Below are 12,927 nucleotides of genomic sequence, written 5' to 3' on the forward strand. Positions count from 1 at the left end.
GTTACTTGCTTATGTTTTGATTTAGAAACAATTTGATTCTATCGCTAAAAAAATCAGGTTTAAACTCCTCATATAAAGATAAGGCATCTTTTTTGAGCATTTTTTCCGTTTTGTCCAAAAACAAGTCCGGTCGGAAATCTTTAAGATGCACCGAGAGATGATGGATTCCATCTTCAAAAGTGGCCCATATTTTTTTCTCAATCCAAGGAGAGAAAATAATAAAAGAGGGTTTTTCTAAGGCTTTGGCCATATTGATTGCACCCCCGTCATTTCCGATAATTAAATCACATTGATTCATAATGGCAATAAAGGACCTTAAATCATCGCCTAGTAAATCAAAATAAATTTTCTCCTGAGTTGAGGATTTGCAGGCATTAAATACGGTTTTGGCGCTTTCAAGTTGCTTTGGGAAATAATTAAAAAGAATATTTACATCCTCCTGATCCGCAATATAATCGACAACTTTGGCCATGAAATCTAAAGGATATGTTTTTAGTTTTTCACTTCCTAAAAGACTCATCATAATTGTTTTTCGGCCTTTTTGGACTTTATGTTTCTCAAAAAGCGCAATGGCATCTTGGTTTTCCTTGTCCGAAACAAATAATTTCGGAATAGGATCTGTTTTTATTTGTAAATCAATCGGTTCCAGTAAAGAAAGGCGTCTTTCAATCGCCAGACCCAGATTGGTTTTTGGATAAGATTCAAACGGAATATTGTCTGTGTAAAGAAAATTTCTGCCCGGTTTTTTGTACGAGATTTTTCGTTTGGCATTGCTTAAGAGAACCAACACCCAGCTTTCTAATTTGGAGTAGGCATCAATTAATACATCATATTTTTCATTTCTGATCTGTAAACCAAGCTGAAGTAATTCTTTTTTGCTTTTTCGATGTTTTTCTTCAAACAGGATAATATTATCAATACTTGAATTGCCTTCGAGAACAGGAGTTGTTGAGCTGTAAACCAAATAATCAATCTGGGCGTCAGGATAAGCAATACGCAGATTGTTGCAAATGATACTGCTAACCAAAACATCACCAATCATTTTTTGCTGAATTACAAGTATCTTCATATAGAAAAATAGATTTTTTTTTGAGAATACAAATTGAAGCAAAAAATTCCAAATTCCAATTATTTTATTGATTGGAATTTGGAATTTTATTTGTCTTTTGAAAAGTAATTTTCTTTTTAAATTACCAATTGATTATTTGTTACTCTTTCGTTAAAGGATTGAATATAGGTTTTTAAGAATTTTTCTGCTTTTTGGGCTCGGGCTTTATCAATTTTCATTAAATTATTGTTCAATAAAACATCCTTTTTCCAATTATACAGTCCAATTACCTTATTGTCTGAAAATGAAACATAGTAATCGTCCTCAATATAATGATAAGTTCCCTGAAGATAGTACACAACAAAATTTTCTTTTGATTTGTAGCTTTTTCCAAAACTCACCATATCGGTTTTGATATGCAGATAATCCAAAATACTTGGCATAATATCAATTTGTTGGAAATTTTTCTCGCTGACACCTGTTAATGCCGGATTTGAAGGATCAAAAAATAAGATTGGAATTCTGAATTTTCCAATATTAGTTTGATCTGTTTCCCGATCTCCGCCAGATGAAGTGTGATCTGATGAGATAACAAACAATGTATTTTTGTACCATTTCTGTTTTTTCGCAGTATCAAAAAATTTACGAAGAGAATGATCCGCGTATGCTATACTTTCGTGTATGTCAGTTGTTCCTTTAGGGAATTTATTTTGATATCTTTCCGGTATAATGTAAGGGATATGCGAAGAAATAGTAAATATGGAGCTGAAAAACGGCTTTTTAAATGTACCTAGTTTCGTAGCGTAAAACTGCAGGAATTCTTCATCAAATATGCCCCATTTTCCATCAAAAGCGTCCTTTCCTTGGTATTGATCTTTCCCGTAATATTCATCAAAGCCTGCCGCTTTTGCGTATTTGTCAAAGTTTTGGCTGCCATTAAAAGCACCATGAAAAAAAGAAGTAGTGTATCCTTGTTCTTTAAAAATCAGAGGTAGACTATGTACTTTGTTTAAAGCATAACTGGACGATATATAAGAATCGTTCATTAAACTCGGGATGCTTGATATGATAGAAGGAACAGCATCAATTGATACTTTTCCGTTTGCAAATCCATTTTTGAAATAGTATGATTTTGTAATAAGGGAGTCTAAAAATGGCGTTTGACCTCTTCCGACATTTTCATTTCCAAAGCTTTCTAAAATTATAATGACAACATTCTTTCGTTGCGGTGCCTGATTTGATTTTATGGAAATGATTGGATTGTAAGTCTTAGACAGTTCCTTGCTGTCGTAATAGTGTGTAAAAGTATTGCCTTCTTTTTTGAATAAAGTTTTTAAAATAGAAAAAGGAGTATTTAACACTAATCCTGCATTGTTGACTTCACCATATTCAATAGCGTCTACAATTCGGAGTGGCTTTTTTCGAAACCCGCCGCGGCCAATAATTAAAATGACAAGCAGCAATGCAATCCCGTAAGAGCATTTTTTCAAATAGTTCTTTTTGGTTAAATTGTTGATAACAATTTTATCTTTTGGATTTGGCATCAACATCCAAAGTACAATGCTGGTCATTAAAAAAGAAACACCAACATACCAATATTCTTTTAAATAGGAAGGAATTAATCGGATAATATCATTTTCCATACCCGTAGCAGTAATCAGTCCAAAAGTACTCCTTCTGCCCGTAAAGCGGTAATAGATAATATCAATAAAGTTGGTCGAAATAAGCAGAAGATTAACTGCGAAAAAAGTAATTTTTAATGTCGTTTGGTATAACGGCTTGTATTTAAAATTACCCGGAACTATATGTAGTATAAGGAAAATACAGTTTATGTAGGCTATAACAGCTAAGTCAAAAAGCAATCCTCCGATAAAAATTTTAAAGGTAAATTGTTCAAACAGTTCTATATTCATAATGAAAAATAGAAATCTGCTAAGTTGGTAGGTCAGTAATATTAAAGTAAATCTTTTTAAAAATAAAATTACGTTTTGATTAATATTGTTCATTTAAAAATTTTAGGTTTTTTTTAAAAATGGGATTTTAATTTTTGCGCAAAAGTATAAACCCAATTTTAAAAAAAACCTAAAAAAATTAATATTTTGTTAACATTAATTTAAACAGCTACATCGTATTCGCGAAGTGCATTGTTTAATGAAGTTTTCAAATCTGTAGAAGGCTTGCGTGTACCAATGATTAGGGCACAAGGAACCTGAAATTCTCCAGCAGCGAACTTTTTAGTATAACTTCCCGGAATTACAACGGAACGAGCCGGAACATAACCTTTTCTTTCAACTGGTTCGTCACCCGTAACATCTATAATTTTTGTTGATGCAGTAAGACAAACATTAGCACCAAGAACGGCTTCTTTACCAACATGTACACCTTCTACTACAATACAACGAGAACCGATAAAAGCACCATCTTCAATAATTACCGGAGCAGCTTGTAAAGGCTCTAAAACACCACCAATACCAACACCACCACTCAAGTGAACATTTTTACCGATCTGTGCACAACTACCAACAGTCGCCCAAGTGTCAACCATAGTTCCTTCGTCAACATAAGCTCCGATGTTTACATAACTTGGCATTAAAATAACACCGCTTGAAATGTAAGCTCCGTAACGTGCAACTGCATTTGGTACTACACGAATTCCTTTTTCAGCATAACCTCTTTTTAGTAACATTTTGTCGTGGTATTCGAAGATACCCGCTTCTAATGTTTCCATTTTTTGAATTGGGAAATACATTACTACTGCTTTTTTTACCCATTCGTTTACCTGCCATCCTTCACCAACCGGCTCAGCAACACGTAATTTTCCTGTATCTAATAATTCTATAACCTCTCTAATGGCATCAGTTGTAGTAGTTTCTTGTAATAAAGCTCTGTTTTCCCAAGCTTGTTCGATTATCGTTTGTAAAGAATTCATAAGTTTTAATTTTTGGCAAAGATAGCGTATTTGGCTAAAAGCAAAAAGGTAAAACCAGTTGAAAATGTTACAAGTGTAACATTTTGTTTTTAATTTGATAAATAAAATTGGGCGTTTAAATAATAATAAAAAGAAAGAGTTCCTAAACGTTTTTTTACTGTTATAATATGATAAAAGTCAGATTTTGTGTTTTTACTTCTTGTTAGTTTTGTATCCTAATTCGGACAATATAAAGTAAGAATTGTCAGTGCCAATCCAAAACAAATTAATCTACTAAGATATGAATAGCGAAAATCAGCTCCAAAACCGAACCATAATAGATAAAGAAGTCTCGTGGGACAAAACTCAGGTGATTATGAGTAAAACCAATGCATTTGGTATTATCGAATATGCAAATGAAACTTTTATAGACGTTTGCGGATATGAAGATTACGAGCTTATGGGACAGCCACATAATATTGTCAGGCATCCCGATATGCCCAAAGTAATTTTTAAAGTTTTATGGGAAAATCTTAAAGCAGGTAAAAACTTTCATGCCGTTGTAAAAAATCTGGCCAAGTCAGGGAGATATTACTGGGTCATTACCGATTTTGAAATTGCGAAAGATGAAAATGGCGTCATTGTAAATTATTTTGGAAGAAGACAAGCCATTCCTCAAGAAGTCATTGCCCTGCATATTGAACCCTTGTATAAAAAATTACTGCAAATAGAAAACGCGAGCGGAGTGGAGTTCAGCGAAAAATACCTGATCGGATTTTTAGAAGAAAAAAAGAGATCGTATGTAGAATATATCAAGGAACTGATTTTAGACCACGAAAGAGCACAATCTAAGTCTTTCCACCAGGAGCAACAGGAAGAGGAGGAAGAAGACGAGAGAGGTTTTTTTAGTCGTTTATTTGGTAGATAACCCCATTTTTTTTAGGTTTTAATGTTGGATGAGTTCGTTTTGAGCAATCAAGACGGACTCTTTTTTTATAAAATGAAATAATTCTTTTTTCAGGTTTGTGAATTTTCCTTTCTATCTTTGATAAAAATTACTAAAATGCCAAGAATCCTCTCTATAGATTACGGACAAAAACGTACCGGAATTGCCGTTACAGACGAAATGCAGATTATTGCCTCGGGTTTGACAACGATTCCGACGAATACTTTAATAGATTTTCTGAAAGATTATTTCGCTAAAGAAAAAGTAGAAGCGGTCTTGATCGGGGAGCCTAAACAAATGAACGGGCTTCCGTCTGAAAGTGCTTCGATAATTAAAGGATTTGTAACGCATTTTTCAAATATCTTTCCGGATATGAAAGTAGTTCGTGTAGACGAGCGTTTTACTTCAAAAATGGCATTCCAAACGATGATAGATAGCGGATTAAGCAAAAAGCAACGCCAGAATAAAGGGTTGATTGATGAAATTTCGGCTACCATAATGCTTCAGGATTATCTTTCTTCAAAACGATTTTAGCATTTTCTTTTTCGGAATCTTCAAGGATTTTAGAGTTTTAAATTTCCTAACTTTTATCCTATGAAATTAGTTTTTTTTTGCAATTATAAAAAGTACCTTTGCGTTTTAAAATAAATTTGTTATGCCTGACGAAACAATACGTTCAAATAGTGAAGTAGTTCTCATTGGAGCTGGAATTATGAGTGCCACTCTTGGAGTAATTTTGAAAGAGTTACAACCGGATATTAAAATTGAAATATACGAAAGATTAGATGTTGCTGCAGCCGAAAGCTCTGATGCTTGGAATAATGCAGGAACCGGTCACTCGGCCTTTTGTGAATTAAACTACACTCCGGAAAAGGCAGACGGAAGTATTGATCCTAAAAAAGCCATAAGTATAGCGGAATCTTTCGAGGTTTCCCGCCAGTTTTGGGCCTACTTAGTGCAACAAAATAAAGTTCCCTCTCCCGACAATTTTATAAAAAGCGTTCCACATATGAGTTTTGTATGGGGAGATAAAAACGTTGAATACTTAAAAACACGTTTTGAAGCTTTACAAAGCAATCCAATTTTTGCTCAAATGACTTTTAGTACTGAATTTGAACAATTGAAACAATGGATGCCTCTTGTAATGGAAGGTAGAGAAAATAATGAAAAATTAGCAGCCACCTTTATGCCAATTGGTACCGATGTAAACTTCGGTGCATTGACCAGAAGCATGTTTAATTATCTGGAAAAACTAGATGGTGTGTCGCTGCATTTCAATCACGAGGTTCAAAAAATGAGACAACGTGAAGATAAATCCTGGAGAATTAAAATTACCGATTTAGCTACAGGACAAAAAAGAAAATCCTATACCAAGTTTGTTTTTATCGGAGCTGGTGGAGGTTCATTACCTTTATTAGAAAAAGCCAATGTTCCGGAAGGAAATGGGTACGGCGGTTTCCCGGTAAGCGGACAATGGTTAAAATGTACCAATCCTGAAGTGATTGCAAAACATCAGGCAAAAGTGTACGGAAAAGCAAGTGTTGGAGCACCTCCAATGTCCGTTCCACATATTGATACCCGTGTCATTGATGGTGAAAAAGCGCTTCTTTTTGGGCCCTTCGCCGGATTCTCTACACGATTCTTAAAAAACGGATCGTATTTGGACTTGCCTTTGTCTATAAAAGCAAACAACGTAATCCCAATGTTATCAGCGGGATTTCATAATATTCCATTAACCAAATATCTGATCGAACAAGTGCGTCAGTCTCCAAAAGACCGAATGAAAGCACTTCGTGAATATTTGCCAACAGCACGTTCTAAGGACTGGACATTAGAAAGAGCCGGACAACGTGTTCAGGTGATTAAAAAAGACGAAAACGGTGGTGGAGTTTTAGAATTTGGAACAGAAGTAATTAATACACATGACGGAACTTTAGCGGTTTTATTAGGTGCTTCTCCGGGAGCTTCTACTGCTGTTTCTATTATGGTGGACTTAATTAGCAGATGTTTTGCAGATCAAAGTAAATCACCTGAATGGGAAGAGAAAATGAAAATCATGATTCCTTCCTACGGTAAAAACCTGAATGAAACACCGGAGCTTTTAGAAGAAATGAGAAAATATACTTCTGAAGTTTTAAAACTGAAAAACTAGAATCAACTACTTACTATTATAAACAACAAATCCAGATGAATTAATCTGGATTTGTTGCTTTTAGCTCTTTCGTAATTTTTAGTATTTTTTCTGCCAGATTGCTCATCCAGATCAATTGCTCAATGACCATTTGAGCCTCCTGCATTTTAGCCTGACGGGTTTCTTTATCAAGTTCATCGTCTGCTGCCAGACGCGTAAAGTTAATACGTTTAAGTTCCTCGAATTGCAGGGTTACATCTTCCTTATCAAAAAAGGTATCGGTTATAATCGTTTCGTTTTTTAAAACCGAAATAGAATGATCAAGATTCGATAATATCGTTTTTATAATATAATTGAATGATTCCGAAGCAGATGTGGTTTGATGCGATTGAATATAAGTAGACAAAGAAGCCAAAGCCGATAGCAAAGAATGATTCAGAACCACCAGTTTATTGACTAATGGTAGCGTTTTTTGCTTTGATTTAGGTTCTTGCATCATGCGTTGAAACGAGGTCGTTAAATTGCCAATTTCAACAAAAGCATGTTTTCTGGCCAATCTGTAGGATGTTGGCGTTTCTCCTTTTTTATTGTAAAAATCAGCAATTTCTTTAAGGTAATTTCGATTGGCGCGAATCGAATTTTCGATATGAATCGGAGTATTGATAAACTCCCAGGCCGGCCATAAAAACTGATTGGCGATAAAAGCTAAAATAGCTCCGGCAAGTGAATCTAATATTCTGAACTGGATTACTTCTACAACATTTGGCGTTAGGATTCCGTAGATAAAAACCACATACATGGTTACGAAAGTGGCACTTATTTTATAGTTAATCTGTGTAAATGAGATACCCAGTAACATACAAACAATAGAAAATATACTCAACGCCACATGGTTCTGAATAAGGGATACAATCCCGAATGCCAGAAGTCCGCCAAGTACAGTTCCGAAAATTCGATTATATGAACGTTCTTTTGTTAATCCATAACCCGGACGCATGATAACAACGATAGTCAGTAGAATCCAATAGACATTCTGAAAAGGAAGAAAGTTCCCAACAACAAGACCAATCAGAATTGTAATGGTCAGTCTTAGAGAATGTCTGAAAATAGAAGAAGAAAAACTCATATTTTCAATAAGCGTGCGGAGCGGATAATACTGTGGTGTCAGAAATTTTTCCAGTTCCTTGTCTTTGTCTTTTAACTTGTAAGATTGCATGGCAAGCGAAAAGGCCCTTTGTATGATCTTGATTTTTCCAACCTGATTTTTAGCATATTTCAGCATATTGGTCAGCATAAGAACTCCTTCGTTTGCTTCTTCTCTTCCTAAGCTTTTTTCATAATCAAAAATGGCAAATTCGAGCGCGTCCAATTCATTTTTTAGATCATTTTTGTCCACATAAGCGGCAATATGATGTACATTTTTGGATAGTTTTTTTAAAGTGGAAGCCAGTTTGTACGCCACATTTTGATACGTTCTTAAAACATCAGGATGTTTGTCAAACTTTTCATGAAGTTTGTCGTAATCAAATGAGGTATATAATGCTAATTCCTGGATTTCAACAAGCGTTATAAAAACAAGTAACATTTTACGATTCTGACTGGTGGCAGCGGAAGTGCTTTGATTTCCAATTAACACTTTCCTTAAATCTTCGTTGATTTGGTTTAGTTCTACCTGAACAGCCAATTGCTTTTGAGTTATTTTCTCGCGATTCGCTTCAGGGCTCCATAAATCCCCTCTTAGTTTTAAATATTTTGCCGTAAGTTTTATGCCTTCAGCAATTTGTAATTCAACATATTTATAAGGTTGTACAAAATGAAAAATAAGCGAGACAATGAGGTATAAAATACCACCAATAAAGATAAAACCGGAATATTCAACCGCGTCCCAGCCTTCATGTAAATGGCCAAAAGACAAAGAAATTGAAAGTAATGCAGAAAAGGAAACCAAGGTAGCGCGCTGTCCATAAACAGAAATCATACAGCATAAAAACAGTAACAATCCTAAAAACGGATAAAATAATATCGGGAACGGATAAGCAAGATTCACCAGAAGATTTACACCCGAAACGATTAAGGAGGCCACAATAAGACCTTTTATCTTATGCGTTAAAGTACTCGGAATATCACTCGGATAGGTATAAAAAGCTCCTAAGGCAATCGTAAAACCAATTTCAAAATGTCCCAAAAAGTTCAAGATCAGAACAGGAACAACAGAAGCAATAGTTACTTTAGAAGCATTTAGAAAAGAGGTACTATTGGTAAATTTGGAGATACGATTAAACATATAGTATGGTTTACCAGCAAAGGTAAGAATTGTACGAATTCTTTTGGTACAATTATAGCTGAGTTTTTAATAAGCATGCAAAAATGAGATTAATATGTTGTTTAGAATTATTCATTGACTATTTTTTACTATTTTTGCCAGCTGAATTAGGAGAATAAAATTCAGTGTTTTCCAGTAGATAATACAAAAAATAATACAAATGATTTTACCAATTGTAGGATACGGTGATCCAGTTTTAAGAAAAGTGTGTGAGGTAATTACACCGGAGTATCCAAACTTAAAAGAGATATTAGCAAACATGTATGAAACCATGTACAACGCTTATGGTGTTGGACTTGCTGCGCCACAGGTTGGAATAGCAATTCGTTTGTTTGTAATTGATACAACTCCTTTTAGTGACGATGAAGATTACTCAACAGAAGAACAAAATAAATTAAAAGGTTTCAAAAAAACATTTATCAACGCCAGAATCGTGAAAGAAGAAGGCGAGGAGTGGAGTTTTAACGAAGGCTGTTTGAGTATTCCTGATGTTCGTGAAGACGTTTACAGAAAGCCAACCGTTACAATCGAGTATTGTGAAGAAGATTTTGTTGTAAAAACAGAGGTTTTTGACGGTTTGATTGCCAGAGTTATTCAGCACGAATACGATCATATTGAAGGAGTGTTGTTTACAGACAAAATATCTTCTTTAAAAAAGCGTTTGATTCAAAAGAAATTAAAAAATATTACAGAAGGCAAGACTTTTCAGGATTATAAAATGAAATTTGTTGCTGCCAAAAAAGGCAGATAATTATTTTTGAAAAAAAAAGAGACAATAAAAAATAAACGAAATTCTTAATACAAATTATAATAAACATGAATTTAGAAAAAATATTAGCTGTTTCCGGGAAACCAGGTTTATATGCTTTAAAAGTACAGACTCGTACAGGATTTGTAGCTGAATCATTAACTGATGGAAAAAAAATCACTGTAAGCTTAAAAAGTAATGTAAGTTTATTGTCTGAAATTTCAATTTATACGCAAGATGGTGAAAAACCGTTGACTGAAGTAATGCAACGCATTGCGGTTAAAGAAAACAAAGGTCAGGCGATTTCTCATAAAGAAGATAATGCAACTTTAACGGCTTATTTTAAAGAAGTTTTACCTGATTATGATGAAGAAAGAGTTTACCCATCTGATATTAAAAAAGTATTAAACTGGTACAATACACTTCAAGGAAAAGGTTTAGTGACAGATTTAGCTCCGGTTCCAACTGAAACTGAAGAAGCTCCTGTTGCTGAGGAAAAACCAAAAAAAGCTGCAGCTCCTAAAAAAGCAAAAGTTAAAAAAGAAGAATAGTAAATTTTACATTCAAATATAATAATCCTGTTAAGATGTTTTCTTGACAGGATTTTTTACTTTTACACCGTTCGGTTATACAATCAAAAAAACGTCAAAAATGAGCAAAGAACTTCAACTTCAGGCTTTCGAAAGATTATTAGTTATTATGGATGAACTTCGTGAGCAATGTCCGTGGGATAAAAAACAGACTTTGCAAACCCTGCGACACCTTACTATTGAAGAAACCTACGAATTAGGAGATGCCATTTTGGATAATGATTTGAATGAAGTTAAAAAAGAACTTGGAGATCTGTTATTGCATATCGTTTTTTATGCTAAAATAGGCAGTGAAACCAATGCTTTTGATATGGCTGATGTGTGCAATGAAATCTGTGATAAACTGATTCATCGCCATCCTCATATTTACAGCGATACGGTTGTAAAAGATGAAGAAGAAGTCAAACAAAACTGGGAAAAACTAAAGCTTAAAGAAGGCAAAAAATCAGTTTTAGAAGGCGTTCCGAGAAGTTTACCCGCTTTAGTAAAAGCCAGTAGAATACAGGATAAGGTAAAAGGTGTAGGTTTTGACTGGGAAGAACCACATCAGGTTTGGGATAAAGTACAGGAAGAACTAGAAGAATTACAAGTTGAAGTAAAAGCAGGCGATCAGGATAAAATAGAAGCCGAATTCGGAGATGTTTTATTCTCAATGATCAATTATGCCCGTTTTTTAAATGTTAATCCCGAAGATGCTTTAGAACGCACCAATAAAAAATTCATTAAGCGTTTTCAATATTTAGAAAGCAAAGCAAGTGATATGGGGAAACCTTTAATGGATATGACCTTAGCAGAAATGGATGTGTTTTGGAATGAAGCAAAAAAACAGTAATTAATAAGTTGTGGTTTTTTTTACCCCAATAATGAAACCAGCGATACCTCATTTTCTGAATTGTAATGACGTAAATTTCGAGAAAAAATTTAAAGATTTATAAAGGATTATTTTGAATATTTTTCACGCAGATTCTGCGGATTTTTTTGTCTCAATCTGTTTCAATCTGTGTGAGATTTTTTTGAGAATCCTTAGCTTAATGAAATTGAGCCAAAGCAGAAGGCTATTGAAATGGCAGCAGATTGAAAAATAATAATTAGCAACTGGAGTCAATTATTCCGCCAATCGCTTCAGGGAATTGATATCTTTAAGCACAATTTTTTTACCAACCAATTCGATTAGTCCGAGTTTATTGAAATCGGATAATAAACGAATACAGCTTTCAGTGGCAGTACCAATCATTCCGGCTAATTCTTCACGAGTAAGTTGAACTTTTAAGGTTTTGTCTGTGTTTTCGCCAAAAGTAGCCAGCAAATACAATAAAGTTTCGGCCAGTCTTTGTTTTACGGTTTTTTGTGCCAATGCGATTTTGTCGTTTTCAGATTCTTTTAAATCTTCGCACACCGATTGCATCAGGTTCATGGAGAACTGATTATTGTTGTTAAAAAAGTTGATGATTTCTGTTTTTGGAATAAAACAAACTTCCATGTCAGCGACAGCTTTTGCGCTTAGATTTGCGGGTTCGTTACTGATCATCGAGCGTTGCCCTAAAAGTTCACCTGATTTAACAAGCTTTACAATCTGATCTTTTCCGTTAGCACTTAACTTAGAAAGTTTTCCAATACCGTCTTTTACACAAAAGACACCATTGGTAATTTCACCTTCTTCAAAAATAGCATCCCCTTTTTTTATGCTTAATGTTGTTTTGCTATTTGCTAATCTAATAACCTCATCTTTATTCAGTGCTTTTAGAGAAGTAAGTTGTCTTACGATGCATTGATCACATTTGTTCATAGCAAAAAAATTTACTGCAAAATTACGATTATTCGTATTCAAAACCCCAATTATGCTGGAAAAATAACAGCAAAAAATTATTGATAGCTAGTATTTTTTTATTTCTGTAAAGTTAGAATTGTAATTGCGTGCAGTACATTTAAGTAACATTGTATTTTTTGAATAGCCGTTGGTTTCAACCAACGGATTTAAAAGGTGTTGATGTAAGGCTTTAGCCCAATATCATTAAGCCAAGGATTCTCAAAAAAGTTTCACGCAGATTTAGCGGATTTAGCAGATAAAAAAAATCCCCGAAATCTGCAAAATCTGCGTGAAAAAACATTTTAATCTAGTGACACTGGACTTTAGTAAAAAACTTAAAGAATAAATTTTGGCTAAAGCCTCTGGACTCGGACCTACAGTACCGTTGGTTGAAACCAACGGCAATTCAAATCCGGATTGATTATT

At 34.3% G+C, this 12,927-nt stretch carries 11 protein-coding genes; 6 read left to right on the plus strand and 5 right to left on the minus strand.

Annotation, left to right across the window (positions count from 1 at the left end; all coding sequences use genetic code 11):
• Position 1: 1 nt before the first annotated feature.
• The 3 genes from ACHRV5_RS04995 to ACHRV5_RS05005 form a co-directional block, all read right to left on the minus strand.
• Positions 2-1,069 (minus strand): glycosyltransferase family 9 protein, encoded by a 1,068-nt coding sequence (locus ACHRV5_RS04995; RefSeq protein ID WP_395425993.1) that lies wholly within the window; start codon positions 1,067-1,069, stop codon positions 2-4.
• A gap of 116 nt (positions 1,070-1,185) precedes the next feature.
• A complete protein-coding gene (locus tag ACHRV5_RS05000) occupies positions 1,186-2,961 on the minus strand; it encodes an LTA synthase family protein (RefSeq protein ID WP_395425994.1) in 1,776 nt (591 codons plus the stop codon).
• Positions 2,962-3,161: 200 nt separating this feature from the next.
• The gene (locus ACHRV5_RS05005; protein WP_047776174.1) at positions 3,162-3,977 is read right to left on the minus strand and encodes a 2,3,4,5-tetrahydropyridine-2,6-dicarboxylate N-succinyltransferase; all 816 of its coding nucleotides are present in this window, start codon (positions 3,975-3,977) and stop codon (positions 3,162-3,164) included.
• A gap of 280 nt (positions 3,978-4,257) precedes the next feature.
• On the opposite strand from ACHRV5_RS05005, the gene ACHRV5_RS05010 reads away from it, so the two are divergent.
• The 3 genes from ACHRV5_RS05010 to ACHRV5_RS05020 all read left to right on the plus strand — a co-directional run bounded on the left by ACHRV5_RS05010 (position 4,258) and on the right by ACHRV5_RS05020 (position 7,054).
• A complete protein-coding gene (locus tag ACHRV5_RS05010; RefSeq protein WP_047776165.1) occupies positions 4,258-4,884 on the plus strand; it encodes a PAS domain-containing protein in 627 nt (208 codons plus the stop codon).
• Between the two features lie 135 nt (positions 4,885-5,019).
• Positions 5,020-5,436 (plus strand): Holliday junction resolvase RuvX, encoded by a 417-nt coding sequence (gene ruvX / locus ACHRV5_RS05015; protein ID WP_230001566.1) that lies wholly within the window; start codon positions 5,020-5,022, stop codon positions 5,434-5,436.
• Between the two features lie 121 nt (positions 5,437-5,557).
• Complete coding sequence (locus ACHRV5_RS05020; RefSeq protein WP_047776162.1) at positions 5,558-7,054, plus strand: malate:quinone oxidoreductase; 1,497 nt, start codon at positions 5,558-5,560, stop codon at positions 7,052-7,054.
• 40 nt (positions 7,055-7,094) lie between these two features.
• Here ACHRV5_RS05020 and ACHRV5_RS05025 read toward each other — a convergent pair whose 3' ends face one another.
• Complete coding sequence (locus ACHRV5_RS05025) at positions 7,095-9,317, minus strand: FUSC family membrane protein (RefSeq protein WP_395425995.1); 2,223 nt, start codon at positions 9,315-9,317, stop codon at positions 7,095-7,097.
• Positions 9,318-9,516: 199 nt separating this feature from the next.
• Here ACHRV5_RS05025 and def point away from each other — a divergent pair, with 199 nt between their 5' ends.
• The 3 genes from def (at position 9,517) to mazG (ending at position 11,526) form a co-directional block, all read left to right on the plus strand.
• Entirely contained in the window at positions 9,517-10,107 is a 591-nt protein-coding gene (gene def, locus ACHRV5_RS05030; RefSeq protein WP_047776159.1) for a peptide deformylase, read from the plus strand.
• Between the two features lie 65 nt (positions 10,108-10,172).
• A complete protein-coding gene (locus ACHRV5_RS05035) occupies positions 10,173-10,655 on the plus strand; it encodes a DUF5606 domain-containing protein (RefSeq protein ID WP_047776158.1) in 483 nt (160 codons plus the stop codon).
• Positions 10,656-10,755: 100 nt separating this feature from the next.
• Positions 10,756-11,526, plus strand: coding sequence for a nucleoside triphosphate pyrophosphohydrolase (mazG, locus tag ACHRV5_RS05040; RefSeq protein ID WP_047776314.1), 771 nt, complete (start codon positions 10,756-10,758; stop codon positions 11,524-11,526).
• A 273-nt stretch (positions 11,527-11,799) separates the two neighbouring features.
• Here the strand turns inward: mazG and ACHRV5_RS05045 are convergent, their stop codons facing one another.
• Positions 11,800-12,480 (minus strand): Crp/Fnr family transcriptional regulator, encoded by a 681-nt coding sequence (locus ACHRV5_RS05045; protein ID WP_047776156.1) that lies wholly within the window; start codon positions 12,478-12,480, stop codon positions 11,800-11,802.
• Between the last annotated feature and the right edge of the window lie 447 nt (positions 12,481-12,927).

This window comes from Flavobacterium sp. FlaQc-52 (genome assembly GCF_044007495.1).
GTDB lineage: Bacteria > Bacteroidota > Bacteroidia > Flavobacteriales > Flavobacteriaceae > Flavobacterium > Flavobacterium cupriresistens.